At 50.5% G+C, this 18241-nt stretch carries 17 protein-coding genes and 2 tRNA genes; 14 read left to right on the top strand and 5 right to left on the bottom strand.

What is annotated here, in order from left to right; genetic code table 11:
* Positions 1 to 17 precede the first annotated feature (17 nt).
* The 8 genes from MN202_RS17425 to MN202_RS17390 all read left to right on the top strand — a co-directional run bounded on the left by MN202_RS17425 (position 18) and on the right by MN202_RS17390 (position 9885).
* Positions 18 to 971: an AAA family ATPase gene (locus MN202_RS17425; protein ID WP_335737417.1), complete on the top strand. Its 954-nt coding sequence runs from the start codon at positions 18 to 20 to the stop codon at positions 969 to 971.
* A 1-nt stretch (position 972) separates the two neighbouring features.
* Entirely contained in the window at positions 973 to 1917 is a 945-nt protein-coding gene (locus MN202_RS17420) for a DUF58 domain-containing protein (protein ID WP_335737416.1), read from the top strand.
* Positions 1910 to 2392, top strand: a complete 483-nt coding sequence (locus tag MN202_RS17415; RefSeq protein WP_335737415.1) for a DUF4381 domain-containing protein — start codon at positions 1910 to 1912, stop codon at positions 2390 to 2392. The genes MN202_RS17420 and MN202_RS17415 overlap by 8 nt, the downstream gene beginning before the upstream one ends.
* Positions 2385 to 3377: a vWA domain-containing protein gene (locus MN202_RS17410; RefSeq protein WP_335737414.1), complete on the top strand. Its 993-nt coding sequence runs from the start codon at positions 2385 to 2387 to the stop codon at positions 3375 to 3377. Before MN202_RS17415 ends, MN202_RS17410 begins: the two co-directional genes overlap by 8 nt.
* The gene (locus tag MN202_RS17405; RefSeq protein WP_335737413.1) at positions 3367 to 5190 is read left to right on the top strand and encodes a VWA domain-containing protein; all 1824 of its coding nucleotides are present in this window, start codon (positions 3367 to 3369) and stop codon (positions 5188 to 5190) included. Before MN202_RS17410 ends, MN202_RS17405 begins: the two co-directional genes overlap by 11 nt.
* On the top strand, positions 5184 to 6869 hold the full coding sequence (locus MN202_RS17400; protein ID WP_335737412.1) for a BatD family protein: 1686 nt from the start codon (positions 5184 to 5186) through the stop codon (positions 6867 to 6869). The genes MN202_RS17405 and MN202_RS17400 overlap by 7 nt, the downstream gene beginning before the upstream one ends.
* Before the next feature lie 226 nt (positions 6870 to 7095).
* Positions 7096 to 8562, top strand: a complete 1467-nt coding sequence (gene putP, locus MN202_RS17395; protein WP_418334675.1) for a sodium/proline symporter PutP — start codon at positions 7096 to 7098, stop codon at positions 8560 to 8562.
* A gap of 102 nt (positions 8563 to 8664) precedes the next feature.
* Entirely contained in the window at positions 8665 to 9885 is a 1221-nt protein-coding gene (locus tag MN202_RS17390; RefSeq protein WP_335737410.1) for an EAL and HDOD domain-containing protein, read from the top strand.
* 44 nt (positions 9886 to 9929) lie between these two features.
* Here the strand turns inward: MN202_RS17390 and MN202_RS17385 are convergent, their stop codons facing one another.
* Positions 9930 to 10235, bottom strand: a complete 306-nt coding sequence (locus MN202_RS17385) for a ComEA family DNA-binding protein (protein WP_335737409.1) — start codon at positions 10233 to 10235, stop codon at positions 9930 to 9932.
* 351 nt (positions 10236 to 10586) lie between these two features.
* Between MN202_RS17385 and MN202_RS17380 the strand changes: the two genes are divergently transcribed.
* From MN202_RS17380 to MN202_RS17360, 5 genes are all read left to right on the top strand, one after another.
* Positions 10587 to 10844, top strand: a complete 258-nt coding sequence (locus MN202_RS17380) for a PepSY domain-containing protein (protein WP_335737408.1) — start codon at positions 10587 to 10589, stop codon at positions 10842 to 10844.
* Complete coding sequence (locus tag MN202_RS17375) at positions 10844 to 11521, top strand: response regulator transcription factor (protein ID WP_335737407.1); 678 nt, start codon at positions 10844 to 10846, stop codon at positions 11519 to 11521. Before MN202_RS17380 ends, MN202_RS17375 begins: the two co-directional genes overlap by 1 nt.
* A gap of 1 nt (position 11522) precedes the next feature.
* Positions 11523 to 12836 carry an ATP-binding protein gene (locus tag MN202_RS17370; protein ID WP_335737406.1) on the top strand — a complete coding sequence of 438 codons (1314 nt, stop codon included), beginning with the start codon at positions 11523 to 11525 and terminating at the stop codon, positions 12834 to 12836.
* Positions 12837 to 12906: 70 nt separating this feature from the next.
* Complete coding sequence (gene folX, locus MN202_RS17365) at positions 12907 to 13272, top strand: dihydroneopterin triphosphate 2'-epimerase (protein ID WP_335737405.1); 366 nt, start codon at positions 12907 to 12909, stop codon at positions 13270 to 13272.
* 42 nt (positions 13273 to 13314) lie between these two features.
* Positions 13315 to 14208 (top strand): TIGR01777 family oxidoreductase, encoded by an 894-nt coding sequence (locus tag MN202_RS17360; protein WP_335737404.1) that lies wholly within the window; start codon positions 13315 to 13317, stop codon positions 14206 to 14208.
* Here the strand turns inward: MN202_RS17360 and MN202_RS17355 are convergent.
* Together MN202_RS17355 and MN202_RS17350 are read right to left on the bottom strand one after the other, a co-directional pair.
* On the bottom strand, positions 14205 to 16691 hold the full coding sequence (locus tag MN202_RS17355; protein ID WP_335737403.1) for an ABC transporter permease: 2487 nt from the start codon (positions 16689 to 16691) through the stop codon (positions 14205 to 14207). The genes MN202_RS17360 and MN202_RS17355 overlap by 4 nt on opposite strands.
* Complete coding sequence (locus tag MN202_RS17350) at positions 16681 to 17388, bottom strand: ABC transporter ATP-binding protein (RefSeq protein ID WP_335737402.1); 708 nt, start codon at positions 17386 to 17388, stop codon at positions 16681 to 16683. The genes MN202_RS17355 and MN202_RS17350 overlap by 11 nt, the downstream gene beginning before the upstream one ends.
* Before the next feature lies 1 nt (position 17389).
* Between MN202_RS17350 and MN202_RS17345 the strand changes: the two genes are divergently transcribed.
* Positions 17390 to 17977: an arylesterase gene (locus MN202_RS17345; protein WP_335737401.1), complete on the top strand. Its 588-nt coding sequence runs from the start codon at positions 17390 to 17392 to the stop codon at positions 17975 to 17977.
* Between the two features lie 85 nt (positions 17978 to 18062).
* Here MN202_RS17345 and MN202_RS17340 read toward each other — a convergent pair.
* Both MN202_RS17340 and MN202_RS17335 read right to left on the bottom strand, forming a co-directional pair.
* Positions 18063 to 18138, bottom strand: a tRNA-Glu gene (locus tag MN202_RS17340).
* 27 nt (positions 18139 to 18165) lie between these two features.
* A tRNA-Glu gene (locus MN202_RS17335) sits at positions 18166 to 18241 on the bottom strand.

Genomic DNA, 18241 nt, shown 5'->3' with positions numbered 1-18241 from the left:
TTAAGATTGAATAAATTATGGTGAATGCATTTTCCGGCTTAAAAGCCTATCTCGACAGCCAGGTGCTGGGTCAAGCTGATTTAACTGAAGGTATCTTGCTGGCATTGCTGGCCAATGGCCATTTATTAGTCGAAGGCCCGCCTGGGCTGGCAAAAACCCGCGCGGTTAACGCGTTAGCTCAGGGGGTAGAAGGTCAGTTTCACCGTATTCAGTTTACCCCGGATCTGCTGCCGGCCGATTTAACCGGTACTGACATCTACCGGCCGGAAACCGGCCAGTTTGAATTTCAATCCGGGCCGCTGTTTCATCATATTATTCTGGCCGATGAAATAAACCGCGCACCGGCAAAAGTACAGTCCGCTTTACTTGAAGCCATGGCAGAAAAGCAGGTTACCGTTGGCCGCAAAACCTATCCACTGCCAGAATTATTTTTAGTTATGGCGACACAAAACCCACTGGAGCAGGAAGGCACCTATCCACTGCCGGAAGCCCAGCTCGACCGTTTTCTGTTGCATTTAAAAGTCGACTACCCGGATGCCGCGACAGAACTGGCTATCCTGCAATTAACCCGCAACGAGGCATTAAGCGGCAGCCAGACCCAGGTTGCAGCGATAAGTCAGGCCGATATTTTTGCCGCCCGCAAAGCCATTTTACAAATTCATCTGGCCGATAGCCTGCAGCATTATATCGTGGCGCTGATCATGGCAACGCGCGATGCCAAAGCTTACAGCGACACGCTGGCCAGTTGGATTGGCTATGGCGCCAGCCCGCGTGCCACCATAGCGCTGGAACGCTGCGCCCGCGCCAAAGCCTGGTTGCAAGGCCGTGATTTTGTTACCCCTGACGATATTCAGGCGGTATTTCACAATGTACTGCGTCATCGTTTAATTCTAACCTATGCTGCCGAAGCAGAAGGCATTAGCAGCGATGACGTATTAGACGAAATCCTGCGCCTGGTACCTACAGCCTGATATGAGCCAGACATTGTCTTCCCAGCAATGGCTGGCACAAAACGGTACTAACGCTATCGATATCGGTTTAACCGAGTTACTCTGGTATCAGCGTTATACCAAGGTGCTGGACCTGACCCCGCGTATGGCCATTCACAGCAAGCTGGCCGGTACTTATCTGGCCAAAAGCAAAGGCCGCGGCATGGAGTTTGATGAAGTACGCCATTACCAGAATGGTGATGATGTGCGTACCATCGACTGGCGTGTTACAGCACGCACCGGCAAAGTACATACCAAGCTGTTTCGTGAAGAAAAAGAACGGCCGGTGTTTATCCTGACCGATCTTGGCGATAGCATGCGCTTTGGCAGCTGCTTGCTGTTTAAATCGGTGCAGGCGGCCCATCTGGCAGCGTTAATTGCCTGGCATGTTAAACAACGTGGCGATAAGCTCGGCGGCCTGGTGTTTAATGCAAATCAGCATATTGAACTTAAACCACAAAGCCGCAGCCATGGCGTATTACGCTATTTTCATGCGCTAACCGAAGTACATCAGCATACTAGTGGCCACCGCGGCCTGTCGCTTGATACCGCGCTTAGCCAGTTAAGACGTTTGGTGCGCCCGGGTAGCCTGGTATATGTGTTATCAGATTTCAGTCAGTTCAGTGAAGATGGCCTGCGCCATATCCGTGCTATTCGCCAGCATAATGAAGTAACCTGCTGCCCGGTAACTGATCCGCTGGAGCTGGCATTACCGAGCGGCAGCAATGGCCTGGCCGCTGTCAGCGACGGCGCGACGACCGGCTATATCGAACTGGGCAGCGATACGATACAACAGCGTTACGCCAGTGCGCAGCAGCAATTGCAGGCACAGTTAAAACAGCAAATCAGTCAGTTAGGCTGCAAATGGCTGCCAATTACTGCCGCCGAGCCTGTGCTTAGCCAACTGGAGAGAAAAAACCATGGCTAACACCCACTCCCCACTGGACCAGCTGGCCGACATCAGCGAGCCAGCTTTAGTAAATGCTTTTGCTCTGCCGCCGCTGGCCTGGTTTGCCGTTGCGGTGCTTGGCGCTGGCTTACTCTATGTAGCATGGCGCCTGTACCGGCGCTGGCGATTTTTTGCAGCCAAACGTCAGGCATTAGCGCTACTGGCTACGCTGGCCGGTAAAGCCGACAGTGCCAGCCAGATTAATCAGCTACTAAAGCGCGTGCTGCTGCATTATCAGCATGCGCATCCGGCTCTGACATTACCGGTGGCTCAATGGCAAAGCTGGCTGGCAGCAGGCCACAGCGCCACGGTGCCTGATCTGACGAACCTGCTATACAGCCCCAGCGCTGACCCGCTCGCCAATGAGCAATTTTACCAGTTTGCCCAGGGCTGGCTGCAAAGCTACAACGGCAAGGCCCCGGCCGATTACACCAGCGGAGGCCAGCATGCTTGAATTTGGTTACCCCTGGCTGGCATTGGCCGTATTGTTACCCTTGTTACTTAGGGTGCGCCGGCAAAGTGGTAGCGAAACAGCGCTTAAACTGCCTGCACTGGCCAAACTGGCCGGCAATACCGCACAAAGCTCAGGCCCACGCTTTGGCTTTCGCACAGTTTTAGCCAGTTTGCTTTGGCTGGCTTTGGTGATCGCAGCCATGCAACCACGCTGGTTAGGCGAACCCGTGACACTGCCGCAGCAAGGGCGCGATCTGATGTTAGCACTGGATTTATCCGGCTCGATGGAAATTGCCGATATGCAGTTACAAGGTCAGAGTATCAACCGGCTTGATGCGGTAAAACTGGTGATCAGTGACTTTATCCGCCGTCGCCAGGGTGATCGGATCGGGCTGATTTTGTTTGCCGACGCCGCCTACCAGCAAACACCGCTAACCTTTGATTTAACCACAGTACAAAAAATGCTCGACGACAGTGTATTGCGTCTGGTGGGTACCCGCACGGCGATTGGCGAAGCTATCGGCCTGGCGGTAAAACGGCTGAACACCTATGAAAGCAGCAATAAAGTGCTGATTTTGCTAAGTGACGGTGCCAATACTGCCGGTAATATTCAACCGCTGGAGGCGCTGCAACTGGCTAAAGCTGCCGGTGTTAAAATTCATACTGTCGGTGTCGGTGCCGAGCAAATGGTGCAGCACAGTGTGTTAGGCCGGCGCATGGTAAACCCATCACAGGATCTGGACGAACGCTTGTTAACACAACTGGCTGAAGATACCGGTGGCCGGTATTTTCGTGCCCGCGATTTAAACGAGCTAAACCAGATTTATCAGCTGATAGACCAGCTGGAACCGATAGAGCGTGACACCCTGACATACCGGCCACAACGCAGCTTGCTGCACTGGCCGCTGGCGTTGGCGTTGTTATTATCTTTTGTAATGGCGGTGGTAAATATCTACTGGCGTGGGATAGTTAAACATGTTGTCTGATTTGCATTTACTCCGGCCCTGGTGGCTGCTGGCGCTACTGCCAGCCCTGCTGCTGGCGCTGCTGCTATATCGCTACCGGCATCAGCAAAGCCCGTGGCACAATCTTATTGCTGTACATCTGCAACAGGTGTTGCTCGGTGGCCAACAGTTAATACGACGTCAGCCCTTCGCTTTGCCGCTACTACTGCTGTGCTGGTTTATCAGTGTGTTAGCTCTGGCGGGCCCCAGCTGGCAAAAAGTTCCGCAGCCGGCATTTGCCCTAAAAAAAGCCACCGTACTGGTGCTGGATTTATCGATGTCGATGCGTGCCACCGATATGGTACCCGACCGTCTGACGCAACAGCGTTTTAATGCGCTGGACTTCACTGACGAACTTGCAGAGGGTGAACTGGCATTATTGGCATTTGCCGGCGATGCTTTTGTAATATCCCCGCTGACACCGGATCACAATAATATCCGTTTATTGATCCCTGATTTGAAACCGGAAATTATGCCGGTGCAAGGCTCTAACTTACTGGCGGCAATACAGCAGGCTGGCAAGCTGTTGCAGCAGGCCGGTTATCCGCGCGGTGATGTGGTGGTGTTTACCGATGGCTTCGACAATGGCAGCTATCGTGACATTCAGGATCTGTTGAATAACTGGCCGCACAGGTTGTCGGTGTTAGCCTTTGGTTCCGCCGACGGCGCGCCCGTACAACAAGAAAACGGCGAGCTGCTGAAAAATGCTCAGGGTGGCGTGGTGATCCCCAAAGTGCCGCTGACACAGCTGGCAAGTCTGGCACGCAGCGGCGGTGGTGTCTTTACAGCAGCGACGGCTGGCGGTAACAATTTAGCCGGCATTCTGGCTTTACCTGCTTTGTCGCCATTGGATCAGGCCGATAGTAATAAGCAAATACAGGGCGATCAGTGGTATGACAGCGCCATCTATCTGGTGTGGCTGTTACTGCCGCTGGTACTACTGCAGCGCAAATACAGTCCGTTGCTGGCGCTGAGCTGTCTGATGATAGTGCCGCGTCCGGCTGCCGCGTTCGAATGGCGCGATCTGTGGCAAACCAAACAGCAACAGGCGGTACAGGACTACAACGCCGGCGACTTTGCCAACGCGCAGGCCAAGTTTAGCCAGCCGTTATGGCAAGGCAATGCAGCTTATCGTCAGGGCGACTACCAAAGTGCAGAACAGGCATTTCGTCAGGCGATAACCAACAATGATAATCCTGTGTCGGCCTGGCATAACCTCGGCAATAGCCTGGCACAACAGCAACGCTATGAAGAAGCATTAGAAGCCTATCAGCAGGCGTTACAGCAAAATGCCGACTTTAGCCCGGCGCAGCAAAACGCTGAACTGATGCAGCAGCTAATGCAACAGCAACAGCAGCAACAAGATCAAAAGCAGCAGCAAAAAGGTTCTGACCAGCAGCAACAAGACAGCCAGCAACAACAGTCGCAAGACAGTGATGACGCTGAGCAGCAAGGCGATGCTGATCAGGCTTCAGCCGACGATCAGCAAGGCGAAAATGCTGAGCAACAACAGGCCGCTGAGCCGCAACAGCAGGAACAACAACAGCAAGAGACTGCCGCCGCGCAACCTCAGCAGGCTGAGCAACAAAACAGCGAAGCGGAACAACCGGCCGAACAGCAAAAAGCGGTGCATGAAGCCTGGCCTGATGCCACACCTGAACAACAACAGCAATTAGAGAACTTGCTGCGCAAAGTGCAGGATGATCCGGCGCTGCTGCTGCGCAATAAAATGTATTTAGAGTATTTAAAACGGCAGCAACAACGCCTGCCAAAAGGAGTAGATCAACAATGGTAAGAGTTTTGCTTTTAGCCGTTGCAGCGTTTGTTGGTGTGGTACTCAGTACGTCAGGCTATGCCATGTCATCCTTAACTGCCAGAATTGATAAAAACCCGGCATTGCAAGGCGAAGCGGTAACGCTGGAACTGATTGCTGACAGCAGGCTGCCGGCCGATGCCATTAATTTTCGGGTGCTGGAGCAAGACTTTGGCGTTATGGCACCTTCAGTAAGCAGCAGTACACAAATTATCAACGGCCAGTCTAGTCAAAGCACCAGCTGGAAAGTGGTGCTGTTACCCAAAAAAACCGGTGAACTGACTATACCGGCCTTTAGCGCACAAGGGTTTAGCAGCGCCCCTATTGTACTTAAGGTATTGGATCAACAAGTTAATACCGCAGCTGGCGCAAATACCGAACTGTTTTTACGCTCAGAAATAGAACAGCAGCAATTGTATGTGCAGCAGCTGAGCTATTATCAGGTAACCATTTTTTTTAACGGCGACTTACAACGTGGTTCGCTGTCAGAGCCGGTAGTAGATGGCGCCAGTGTTGTGCAGGTGGGCCAGGATGTCGAAGGCTCTGAACTGGTTAATGGCATTCGCTACCGTACCATTACCCGCCGCTATGCACTGACACCACAGCGAAGCGGCAATTTTACTATCAGTGCGCCTACCTTCAGTGGTGAAATGATCGACCGGGACAGTGCCCGCTATAACTATTTTGCCCGCACCAAAACGGTGGTGCAACAAGGTCAGCCAGTTGAGATCAGCGTACAGGCTATACCTGATAATTTTCCCGGTGACTGGTTGGTTGCAGGCCTGGTCACCTTAACCGAAGAATGGAGCCCGGATGTCACCACACTGAAGCAAGGTGAGCCGGTAACCCGTATTATTACCTTATCTGCAGTCGATGTAGCCGAAAACCAATTGCCGCAAATAAATCAGGGCTTCCCGGACGGCTTGCGGCTATACCAGGAGCAACCCCAGGCAAAAAGTGCGCAGCGCAATGGGCGTTTGGTTGCACAAAAAGTGTTTACCACGGCCGTAATTGCCAATAAAGCCGGTGAACTTGAGCTGCCCGAGCTGGTACTGCCCTGGTGGAACAGTAAGACTAATCAACTTGATTATGCCCGGCTACCGGCGCGACGCCTGACGGTTGAAGCTGGTTCAGCCGCAGCCACGACGCCGGCTGTAGCAGCGCTGAACAACAGCGCCAATACTGCTATGCCACAAACGGCACAGGCCATTACCGCGCCGGCGTCAAACTGGCACTGGAACCATTTAAGCAGCCTGTTATTGGCTTTGTGGCTAAGCAGCGCCTTAGTGTGGTATCTGTTGTGGCAACGTAAGCCCGTGCATCAGCCCGTAGCGGCGGTTTCAAGCCGGGTTAAATTTGATCAGCGCAAACTTAAAGCCGCCTGTAAACAAAACGATGCCGCAGCGGCCAAAGCCGAGCTGTTGCGTTTTGCCCGCCAGCAGCACGATAAAGGTTGTCATTCGCTGACAGAATTAGCAAAGCAGCTGGCCGATGCCGACTTACAGCAGCTGTTGCTGCAGCTGAACGCCGCCTTGTACAACCCCGCCGCCAGTCAGTGGCAAGGTGAGTCGCTATGGCAAAGTTGGCAACGCTATCAGCAACTTCAACAGACTAGTCCGGCTGACAACAAGCTGGCTGGCTTATATCCGCATAACCGATAAACCGCGGCATTGAGCAGGGATAGTGCTCAGCTTGCCGCGCTTTACTGGCATGCTGGGCGACAAGTTGTTAGCATGGACGCCGTTATATGCACCTGATCCAGTATCAGGTATTTTTTTACGCTGTGTTTTGGTTAGTCAAGCATTAACCAAAGCTCAGCCGGGGCCACAAGGAGAAACTGTTTTGGAAACAGGCACGCTTATTTCGTTGGGATTATACTTTCTTGCCATGCTTGGCATTGGTTTATACGGCTACAAAACCTCTACTGATGATATGTCCGGCTACATGCTGGGCGGGCGTAAACTCAGCCCATCGGTCACAGCGCTATCAGCCGGCGCCTCTGATATGAGTGGCTGGATGCTGATGGGTGTACCAGGTGCCATGTATTTATCTGGCGTAAGCAGCAGCTGGATAGCCATTGGCTTATTAGTCGGCGCCTATATTAATTACATTATTGTTGCGCCCCGGCTACGGGTTTACACCGAAGTGGCCAATGACTCGATCACCCTACCCGATTATTTTGAAAACCGCTTTGCCGATAAAACCCGCTTACTGCGTATTGTTTCTTCACTGGTTATCGTGATCTTTTTTACGTTGTATACCTCTTCTGGTGTGGTTGGCGGCGGCAAACTGTTTGAAAGCTCCTTTGGCTTAAGCTACGAGCTCGGCTTGTATGTTACCGCTGGTGTGGTAGTGGCTTATACCTTGTTTGGTGGCTTTCTCGCCGTCAGTATCACCGACTTTGTGCAGGGCTGTATTATGTTTGTCGCTTTGATACTGGTGCCGGTTGTTGCGTTAGAGCATCTCGGTGGCATCAGCTCAGTGTTTACCCAGGTTAGCAATATCAACCCCAACTTCAGTAATATGTTTATCGATGCCAACACCGGTCAGACACTCACTGTACTTGGCATTATTTCCCTGTTGTCCTGGGGGCTGGGTTACTTTGGCCAACCGCACATTATAGTGCGCTTTATGGCCATCCGGTCGGTGAGAGATATCAAAACTGCACGCCGTATCGGTATCAGTTGGATGCTGATCACCTTATTAGGTGCTGTGATGACCGGCTTAGTGGGCATAGCCTATGTCGCCAATACCAAAATGACGCTCAATGATCCTGAAACTATCTTTATTGTGTTCTCACAATTTTTGTTTCACCCGCTTATTTCCGGCTTTCTGCTCGCCGCTATACTGGCAGCCATTATGAGCACCATTTCGTCTCAATTGCTGGTAACCTCAAGCTCGTTAACCGAGGATTTCTATAAAACCTTTGTCAAACGCGATGCCAGCCAGCGTGAACTGGTGCTAGTTGGCCGCTTGTCGGTGCTGGCTGTCGCCCTTGTTGCTATTATTCTGGCTTACGATCGGGAAAGCTCAATTCTAACCCTGGTCAGTAATGCCTGGGCCGGTTTTGGTGCCGCTTTTGGCCCCTTAGTTGTACTGAGTTTGTATTGGCAACGTATGACCTTTGCCGGCGCTTTAGCGGGTATTTTAAGTGGTGCAGCTACAGTGCTGTTTTGGATTTATGCACCAGTGCTGGCAAATGACGCTACGCTAAGCAGTCTGGTTTATGAAATCCTGCCAGGGGTTATCGTCAGCACGCTAAGCATTATTATTGTCAGTAAGCTAACATCAAGCCCGGCACCTAAGGTTACCGAGCTGTTTGCTAAAATGCAGCAGCAGCTCAAACAAGCTTAGTCTGCGCCGGTAAACACGGCCTGAGCGCAAAATATTACATGCTCTGGCCGTGGTTATTTGCTAAATTATTGTTCTGGTGTTCTTTAGTGAGATAAGCCTGTTATGTATTTTTATGCTGCGCGTCAGCCGATTTTAGACCGTAATAAAGAACTCTATGCTTATGAGTTACTGTTTCGCGACGGTTTGGAAAATGCGTTTCCAGACATTGATGGTGACGAAGCTACCTCGCGGATGATTGAAGGTAGTCAGTTTTCTTATGGCCTGGATGACTTTTTAGGCGATAAGCCTGGTTTTATTAATTTTACGCTTGAGACACTGCAAAAAAATTATCCCAGCATGCTACCCAAAGAGCAGGTGGTGGTAGAAATACTGGAAACCGTGCAGCCGGGTAAACGTTTACTGGCCTTGTGTCAACAGCTCAAAGAGCAAGGCTATGTACTGGCACTGGACGACTATATTCATCAGCCGGTGTGGCGGCATTTTTATCCGTTTATCGACATTATTAAAATTGATTTCCGCTCGACTTCAACCGATACCATTCAGCAGGTAAAGACTGCAATTGCCGAGTTTCCGCAGATAAAATTACTGGCGGAAAAGGTCGAAACTAACGAAGAGTTTCAGCTGGCGTTGGACATGGGCTTTAGCTATTTTCAGGGCTATTTTTTCTCCAAACCTGAAATGATGCAAAGTAAGGCTTTGTCACCTGCACAAATGACGCTGGCAGAGCTGCTGTACGAAACCTCTAAATCAGACATGGACCTTGGTAAAATTACTGAGGTATTTCAACGCGATGTGCACCTGTCTTACAAATTATTGCGCTATAGCAACTCGGCCATTTTTAAACGTCGGGCCGAAATTGAAACCATTAAACAAGCTTTGGTGGTTTTGGGCCAGGCAGAGCTTAAGAAATTTCTGTCATTGTTGTTTACTGCCCAAATCAGCAGTGACAAACCGGCTGAACTGATGCGCATGTCAATGACCCGGGCCCGCTTTGCTGAAGGCCTGGCGCAACTACAAGGTAAAGTTGATACTGCCAAGGCATTTCTTACCGGCTTGATGTCACTGATGGACGCTATATTGGATGAACCGATAGAAAGCGTCATGAGCAAACTGCCGCTGGCGAAAGAAATTAAAGAAGCTCTGGTAGAGAAACAAGGTATTTTGGCTGATTTTATGCAGCTGATTCAGTATTATGAAACCGGCAACTGGTCACAGGCAAATGCCGCCATTGCCAGTATGCAACTGCCCGCGGCTCAGGTACCGGACGCTTATCACACCGCTATCCAATGGACTAACGAGCAAATGAAAGCGCTGGGCGATTAGGCCCGGCTTGCACAAAGCCTGGCCTAACCTTTAATAGAAATGACTTAATTGAAACTCAGATAAGGGCTGATTTTGGCGGCTAATTTGTCGCCAATACCCTTAACTTTGGTTAAATCGGCCTGGTTTTGGATCGGCCCGTGCTGGGCAATATGGTCCAGTACTGCCTGAGCCTTCTTTTTACCCAAACCTGGAATAGCATCCAGTTGTTCAAGTGATGCGGTATTTACCGACACCTTCTGCACTGCTACATCCGTTTTACTGATTGGGCTGCTGGTTTTAGCATCAGCAAAGGCTAAATTGGCAGATACAGCCAAGATAGTCATGGCGATAGCGAAAAAGATTTGTTTCATAGCGTTTTTCCTTAAAAGATTTCTCGTTCCCTGATGACTACCCAACAAGCTGCCTGTCAGTTTTGGGTTGGCGGAATAACCATAACGCAAGCATTACTATCGGTACTGAGAGCCCTGATTGCCAACAAAGTAAATTTAGCCGATGAATTCTTTTTTGCAATTTTATTGCAACTTTTTTGCAAACTTAATAACAATGTGGTGTTCAGCATTAATTAAGACTAACCAGCCTACTCTGCTTGCATCTGACCATTTATCCGCTGTAATAAGCTTTGCAAACAACAGTTTTGACCGTTCAGATTGATGCTTTGCGAAATGTCCGGTAAATTACGGCTACGCCAACTGGAGAGAACAATGCCAGCGTTTCGAATACTTGTACTCAGTACCCTGCTACTAGCTTGTAGCATTGCGCAGGCGCGTAATGACGATGCAGCAAAAATTGTTAGCCGTGAACAAGCCGCTGCCCTGGCGCAGCAGCATTATCCGGGAAAAATAGTGAAAGTTCAGGTACAGCAACAATATTACCGGATAAGAGTGTTACAAGCGGATGGTCGGGTGGTAACAGTATTAGTTGACGGCCAGACCGGCCGGATTAAAAGGGATGGAAAGTAATGCGTTTACTGGTAGTAGAAGATGAGAATTTGCTGGCTCAGCAAATTAAAGAACACCTAATGCAACAGCAATTCAGTGTTGATGTAGCCTTTGACGGTGATGATGGCTGGTTTAAGTTATCTGAGTATCCTTACGATCTGGCCATTATCGATATTGGTTTGCCCAAGATGGATGGCCTTACTGTTATTCGTAAAGCGCGCCAGGCTGGCATAAAAACCCCGATAATCATTCTGACGGCACGTGGCAGCTGGCAGGAAAAAGTTGAAGGCTTAGATGCCGGTGCCGATGACTATTTAACTAAGCCTTTTCACAGTGAAGAGTTGCTGGCCCGCTGCAATGCGCTCATTCGCCGGGCCGCCGGACAGCCGGAGCCCACGCTCAGCGCCGGGCCGGTATCTTTAAATAGCAGAACCCAACAAGTATGGTGTCAGAATGAAGAAGTTAGCCTGACAGCTTACGAGTATAAAGTGCTGGAGTACTTTATGCTGAACCCGAACAAGGTTATTTCAAAAACCGAATTAACCGAGCATATCTACGATCAGGACTTTGATCTGGACAGTAATGTGATTGAGGTTTTTGTGCTGCGACTGCGGAAAAAACTCGACCCGAACGGTGAACTGAAGCCGATCGAGACCTTACGTGGCCGGGGCTACCGTTTTACACTGACAGTCAGCTGATATGGCGCTGTCGCTCAAGTTACGGCAGCTGTTGATCAGTATTTTTATATTACTGTTTTTGCTGCCGGCATCCTTCGTTGCAATCGACCAGGCATTTTACACCCAGCTTCTGACCAGTACCGAGCAGAAGCTGGAAGTACACTCCTATGCTATTTTGTCGGAACTGGCTGTTAGCAGCGACACAGTGGAACTAACCAACAATGCTTTGGCACCGGATTTTTACCGGCCCGATTCCGGGCTCAGCGCCTATATCACCCATCAGCGGGATATTGTTTGGCAGAGCGACTCGTCTTTAAACCAGAGCTTTCATCCGCTGTCGGATAATCTGACACCGGGCGAGCATTTATTCCGCCCGGTGTTGCAGGGCAACCAGCTGTTTTGGGTGTTATCTATTTCGTTGTTGTTTGACGCCGACGACTATACCCGGCCGCTTAGCATTCACGTTGTGCAGACCGATGAGCGCTTACTGGCACCACAGCATGCATTTCGCGCCACACTGCTACGCTGGTTTATCGGTATTGGCTCTGGCCTGCTGCTGATTATGTCGCTGGCCTATTACTGGACCACCAAACCGCTATCCCGGCTGGATCAGGAAATTCGCAAAGTGGAAAATGGCTCTCAGGAGCAATTACAGGGGAAGTACCCGGCTGAACTGCGCATTATCAAAGAAGATCTTAACCTGCTGTTAAGTAGCCAAAACAGGCAAAAACAACGCTATCGTCATCATCTGAGCGATCTGGCGCATGCGCTGAAAACACCGGTAGCGGTGTTAAATACCTCAGCACTGAGCCAGCAACCTGAACTGAAAGAACAGCTGGACCGCATCACCGCTATGATAGAGCACCAGTTAAAGCGGGCCGCCAGCTCAGGTCAGGACGTGTGGAAAAAACAAATTATGTTACAGCCACCGTTGCAAAAGCTGGTTACAGCGCTCAGCAAAATTTATCGCAGCAAGAATATCGATATTCAGATTAATTGTGCCGACGATGCAGTATTTCGTGGCGATGAAACAGATTTAATGGAGATCCTCGGCAATTTGCTGGATAACGCCTGTAAAGCGTGCAAGCATCAGGTGCAGATATCAGTACTGTGCAAAGCGGATAGCTTGCAGCTGTGCATTGAAGACGACGGACCTGGTGTACCTTTGCATCAGCGACAGCAGCTGTTTCAACGCGGCACCCGCCTTGATACTTACCGCGACGGTCACGGTGTTGGTTTATCTATCGTAGCTGAGCTGGTGACGTCTTACAGTGGCCGTTTGACACTGGACGACAGCGATTTAGGTGGCGCCCGCTTTACCGTGTATTTGAGCTAAACAATACCAGCTGATCCTCTGTGGTAGTCACAGCGTAATCTTACAGCTAATAACTTAACAGGAACCCGTGATGGAACTTACTAACCCGGCCATTATCCGTATTAAAAACCTGCGCCTGCGTACCTACATCGGCATTAAAGACGATGAAATAAATAACAAACAGGACGTCGTGATCAATGCCACTATTCATTACAGCGCTCAGGATGCCGCCAACAGTGACGATATGGACAATGCATTAAACTACCGCACCATCACAAAAAAAATTATTGCCCTGGTGGAACAACAGCGCTTTTCCCTGCTGGAAAAACTGACCGCCGAAGTGCTGGCTATTGCCGCTGAACACCCGGCGGTACGTTATGCCGAAGTCGAAATAGATAAACCGCATGCGCTGCGTTTTGCCGATTCAGTGTCGTTAACGCTGTCGCTGAATAAATAGTTCTATACTGAAGCTTGTGCGTGTAAGCAAACGGCAACAACTATGAATATTTTACTTACCGGTGGCACTGGCCTTATTGGCTCGGGCTTAACCCGGTTATGGCAATCTCAGCATAAGCTTTGGCTGTTATCACGGGATCCAGCAAAAGTAACGGCCATGTTTGGCACTGCGGTCCAGGCTATATCCAGCCTGGACGAGGTGGACTTTAACCAGCTTGATGCGGTCATCAATCTGGCTGGTGAGCCTATAGTTGGTAAGCGATGGACCGAACAGCAAAAGCAGCGCTTATGTGATAGCCGCTGGCAGCTAACCGAACAGCTGGTTAATGCAATAAAAGCTGCTGCATCACCACCGGCAGTACTGATCAGTGGTTCAGCCATTGGTGTTTATGGCCGGCATCAAGCCCAGTTGATCACCGAAGATGCTGCGCATTATAACCCGGAGTTTTCTCATCAGCTGTGCCAGCGCTGGGAAGATATTGCACTGTCGGCCGGCAGTGATCGCACCCGGGTATGCATTTTACGCACTGGCATAGTACTGGCTAACGATGGCGGCGCTCTGACAAAAATGTTGCCGGCGTTTAAGCTCGGTCTGGGTGGGCGCATCAGTCATGGCGGGCAGTATATGTCCTGGTTGCATATCAGCGATATGCTCAGCATTATAGAATTTTTGCTGTTACACCCTACTCTTAGCGGCATTTTTAACGCCACAGCGCCCAACCCGGTGACCAATGCGGAATTTAGCCAAACGCTGGCACAGGTGTTAAAGCGTCCGGCACTGTTACCTATGCCTGCCTGGCTACTACAGCTGATGCTGGGAGAAATGGCAGATTTACTGCTGACCGGGCAAAGAGTTTTGCCGGCGAATCTGACAAAGGCCGGTTTTAGTTTTCGCTATGAAAACCTGCAACCGGCGTTGTCAGCGTTATTGGATTAACCCTGCAAAACCCGACGCATCAACTGAGCACCGGGTATTTGCAGTAAGCGGCGTAACTGCCACCAGCCCAGCAGTGTCACCAGCAGTACGCCCAGCGCAGGCCCCAGCCACCACAGCGTATAGTGCGGCGAAAATGGCAGCTCAAATACCCTTTGCTGCACAATTAACAACATCAGCTCAGCCAAAACGGTCGCAAATAAACCAGCCATCGCCCCCAGCAAGGCAAATTCCATTAGCAGTGCATTGCGCAAAAATGGATAACGGGCCCCCAAAGTGCGTAAAATCGCCAGTTCCTGCTCGCGTTGCTCTAACGTGGCCTGTACCTGAGCAACCAACACTAATACCGCAGCGCAGCAAATGATCAGCAGGATAAAGCTCAGTGCAACACTCACCTGAGAAATAATATCATTGACCTGCTTAATAATATTGTCCACGCTGATAACCGAAACCGTTGGTAACAGACGTGCCAGCTGATTCAGTAACAGTTGACGCTCAGCATCCAGATAAAACGCATTAATATAGGTCGCCGGAAAATCTACCAGCAAGTCTGCACTTAATATCATATAGAAATTAGGTTGCAGACTGTTCCAGTCTACCGAACGGATACTACTTACTGTGGCACTGACCATCTGACCACCGATAGAAAATGCCAGTTTATCGCCCAGCTTAACTTGCAGGCGCTCTGCTATTTCCTGCTCGACCGATACCTCAGCCTGGCTGTCCGGGCCAAACCAACTGCCAGACAGCAACTGATTGTTAGCCGGCATGTCAGCAAGCCAGGTTAAATTAAGCTCGCGCCCTACCCCTACCCGTTGCTCGCTGCGATCTTCTTTACTGGCTTCCTGTAGCAACTGCTCATCGTTTATTGACGTTAAGCGGCCGCGCACTACCGGATAATATTGGCCCAGCGTCAATTGGTGCTCACGGGCAAAATTATCCAGGCTGTCACGCTGGGCTGCACTGATGTTAACCAGAAACTGATTTGGCGCCCCGTCCGGGATTTGACGTTGCCACTGCTCTATTAATTCGGCACGTAAAAAATACAACAACAACGCCAGAAATATCGCCAGACTAAAGGTGATCAGTTGAAAGCTATTGGCCCAAATACGACGCCGCAAATTGGCCAGCGCTAAACGTCTGGCGCTGCTTTGTCCGGCAGCAACAGGCTTGGTGACCTTAAGCAGCAATGTAGCCGTGCCCACCAGCAAAGCTGCAAACACGGCGCATAAAGCAAACAATCCCAGACTTAATACTAATTCACCACTAAACAGCCACATTAATCCCCAGATAGCGGCCGCGCCGAGGAATAATTGCAGTTTATCTACCCTGCCTTGCGCCGCAGGCTGTTTTAATACGTCAATCGCCGGGGTTTGTGATAAACGCCACATTGGCCTGGCAGCAAACAGCAAGGCACAGATAATACAGGTCAGGCTACCAAGCCACAGCGGACGCCAGCTAAATGCCGGCCGGTAATCGGCCAGATAGATGCCGATGCCCCACTGCGCTAAATTGATGGCAATTTGTCCGGCCAGACTGCCGATAACCAGACTAAACAGTACTACCAGTAGTAAATGTGAACCATACAGCAAACGGATCTGGCGCTCAGAAGAGCCCAGAGCCTTTATTACCGCAACGGCCTGAGTATGACGCTGACTGTAACGATTAGCCGCGACAGCCGCCGCACACGCCGCCAGAACTATTCCCAGCAAACCGGCCAATAACAAAAACCGCTCTGCCCGCTCTATAGCACTGCCAATGGCACTTTCACGATCCATTTTTTGCCAGCGTTGATGCACATTCAGCTGCGGCGTCAGCGCTTGCTCAAATTGTTGTAAATTCTCCGCTGTGCCGGCAAAAAGATAACGATAGCCGATACGACTGCCCGGCTGCACTATCTGTGTTGCAGCGACATCGTCCAAGTGCATTAACACCCTTGGCGAGCCGCCAAACACGCTCAGCGGCGCATCAGGCTCGTTGACAATAACGCCGGCAACGGTGAAACGTGACATGCCCAGTTCAATTTCATCACCCAGCTGTACTTTTAATAAGTCAAACAAGCGGGTTTCAAAATACAATTGGCCCGGGGTTAGTTGTACCTCGGCGGCAACACCGGGGCGTTCGGCGGCCTCCAGCTGCAATTGACCACGTAGCGGATAACCGCTACTGACCGCCTTTATTGTCGCCAGCTGCATGTTGTCACCGGCAAACAGCATCGAATCAAACTGCATTTGCTGCGCCACGACCAGGCCTTGTTGCTGGGCCTGAGTGATGATGTTGGATTCAAACGGCTGGCTGGAACGCAATACCTTATCTGCGGCATTAAATTGTGCACTGCGTTGCATCAGCGCGGCTTTAACCCCTTCGGTAATACCGGTTAAGCTGACTACAGAAACAACCGCCAAAAACAGCGCAAACGCTATAACCCACAGCTCACCACGGCCAAGCTCACGCCAGAACAGGCGCCAGGCAATTTTAGCCCACATCTGACAGCTCCTTCAGATCGCTACTGATAAAGCTGCCGGCCTGCATTTTATATTGGCGCTGGCAGCGCGCGGCTAATTCATTGTTATGAGTAACCAGCACCAGGGTTGTACCTTGTTCAGCATTTAACTTAAACAGCAGATCTTCGATTTTCTGTCCTGTCGCGGCATCTAAATTGGCTGACGGCTCGTCGGCAAACAGCACTGCCGGACGTGTGATAAAAGCGCGGGCAATGGCCACCCGTTGTTGTTCGCCACCAGATAGTTGCGCCGGATAAAAGTCAGCTCGCTCTGCCAGTCCAACCTGACGCAGCAAATTTAAACCACGTTCACGCGCATCGCTAATGCCAGACAATTCAGCCGGTAAGGTCACGTTTTCCAGTGCCGTCAGGCTGGGCAGCAATAAAAACGACTGAAATACAAAACCCACGCTACTTGCCCGAATTGCTGCGCGTTGATCTTCTGATAACTGATGCAACGGCTGCCCGGCCAGCAATACTTCGCCCTTAGTCGGCAAATCCAAACCAGCAAGCAAGCTGAGCAAAGTCGACTTACCTGAGCCTGAAGCGCCAACTATGGCAACCGTCTCGCCATGATTGATCGTCAGGCTGATATCATGCAGGATAGTCAGGGAACCATCGGCCACTTTAACGCTCTTAGCCAGGTTAACCGCTTTTATATGAACTTCAGGTGTTTTCATTATGCGTATTTTCTTATTTCTGTTAATCGGATGCTTCAGTCAGCATAGCTTTGCTGAAAAACTACTAATTTTGGGCGACAGCCTCAGTGCCGCTTATGGCATGCAACAGCACGAAGGCTGGGCACACCTTTTGCAGCACAACACCCACTGGCAACTGATTAATGCCAGTATCAGTGGCGAAACCACTGCCGGCGGCCTGGCACGCTTACCAGCACTGTTAACTCAACACAAACCTGATGCGGTATTGATTGAATTGGGTGGTAACGATGGCCTGCGCGGTTTCCCGGTGGCGACTGCAAAATCTAACCTGAATGAAATCATTAGTTTAGTAAAACAGCATAATGCTACGCCGGTGCTAATGCAAATACGCATTCCGCCTAACTATGGACCACGTTATGTACAACAATTCAGCGCGATTTACCCGCAATTGGCAGAACAACAGCAAGTGACCCTTTGGCCCTTTTTTATGGACAACATTGCCACCAATAGTGAACTGATGCTGCCGGATGGCATACACCCGAACCAGGCTGCGCAACCGTTAATCAGTGAGTTTGTCGGAAAATTATTGGCTGATTTAGCGCCAGAATAACAAAAAACAACGCAAAGCAGCGCAGTTAATATGTAACTGGATATGTAATCGATAAACTTGGAAGTTAGTGTTGTTTGACGCGAAGTGGCGTCCCCTAGGGGATTCGAACCCCTGTTACCGCCGTGAAAGGGCGGTGTCCTAGGCCTCTAGACGAAGGGGACACTGTAACAGAATAATGAATGATGAAGTGGCGTCCCCTAGGGGATTCGAACCCCTGTTACCGCCGTGAAAGGGCGGTGTCCTAGGCCTCTAGACGAAGGGGAC

It is taken from the genome of Rheinheimera muenzenbergensis, from assembly GCF_036984005.1.
GTDB lineage: Bacteria > Pseudomonadota > Gammaproteobacteria > Enterobacterales > Alteromonadaceae > Alishewanella > Alishewanella muenzenbergensis.
The sequence above is the reverse complement of the archived record's forward strand: the minus strand, read 5'-3'. Positions and strand labels throughout refer to the sequence as shown.

What these genes read in the sequence shown, in the direction of transcription:
- MN202_RS17425 (WP_335737417.1), top strand. Translation starts at nt 18, where the DNA reads ATGGTGAATGCATTTTCCGGCTTAAAAGCCTATCTCGACAGCCAGGTG.
- MN202_RS17420 (WP_335737416.1), top strand. Translation starts at nt 973, where the DNA reads ATGAGCCAGACATTGTCTTCCCAGCAATGGCTGGCACAAAACGGTACT.
- MN202_RS17415 (WP_335737415.1), top strand. Translation starts at nt 1,910, where the DNA reads ATGGCTAACACCCACTCCCCACTGGACCAGCTGGCCGACATCAGCGAG.
- MN202_RS17410 (WP_335737414.1), top strand. Translation starts at nt 2,385, where the DNA reads ATGCTTGAATTTGGTTACCCCTGGCTGGCATTGGCCGTATTGTTACCC.
- MN202_RS17405 (WP_335737413.1), top strand. Translation starts at nt 3,367, where the DNA reads ATGTTGTCTGATTTGCATTTACTCCGGCCCTGGTGGCTGCTGGCGCTA.
- MN202_RS17400 (WP_335737412.1), top strand. Translation starts at nt 5,184, where the DNA reads ATGGTAAGAGTTTTGCTTTTAGCCGTTGCAGCGTTTGTTGGTGTGGTA.
- putP (WP_418334675.1), top strand. Translation starts at nt 7,096, where the DNA reads ATGCTTGGCATTGGTTTATACGGCTACAAAACCTCTACTGATGATATG.
- MN202_RS17390 (WP_335737410.1), top strand. Translation starts at nt 8,665, where the DNA reads ATGTATTTTTATGCTGCGCGTCAGCCGATTTTAGACCGTAATAAAGAA.
- MN202_RS17385 (WP_335737409.1), bottom strand. Translation starts at nt 10,235, where the DNA reads ATGAAACAAATCTTTTTCGCTATCGCCATGACTATCTTGGCTGTATCT.
- MN202_RS17380 (WP_335737408.1), top strand. Translation starts at nt 10,587, where the DNA reads ATGCCAGCGTTTCGAATACTTGTACTCAGTACCCTGCTACTAGCTTGT.
- MN202_RS17375 (WP_335737407.1), top strand. Translation starts at nt 10,844, where the DNA reads ATGCGTTTACTGGTAGTAGAAGATGAGAATTTGCTGGCTCAGCAAATT.
- MN202_RS17370 (WP_335737406.1), top strand. Translation starts at nt 11,523, where the DNA reads ATGGCGCTGTCGCTCAAGTTACGGCAGCTGTTGATCAGTATTTTTATA.
- folX (WP_335737405.1), top strand. Translation starts at nt 12,907, where the DNA reads ATGGAACTTACTAACCCGGCCATTATCCGTATTAAAAACCTGCGCCTG.
- MN202_RS17360 (WP_335737404.1), top strand. Translation starts at nt 13,315, where the DNA reads ATGAATATTTTACTTACCGGTGGCACTGGCCTTATTGGCTCGGGCTTA.
- MN202_RS17355 (WP_335737403.1), bottom strand. Translation starts at nt 16,691, where the DNA reads ATGTGGGCTAAAATTGCCTGGCGCCTGTTCTGGCGTGAGCTTGGCCGT.
- MN202_RS17350 (WP_335737402.1), bottom strand. Translation starts at nt 17,388, where the DNA reads ATGAAAACACCTGAAGTTCATATAAAAGCGGTTAACCTGGCTAAGAGC.
- MN202_RS17345 (WP_335737401.1), top strand. Translation starts at nt 17,390, where the DNA reads ATGCGTATTTTCTTATTTCTGTTAATCGGATGCTTCAGTCAGCATAGC.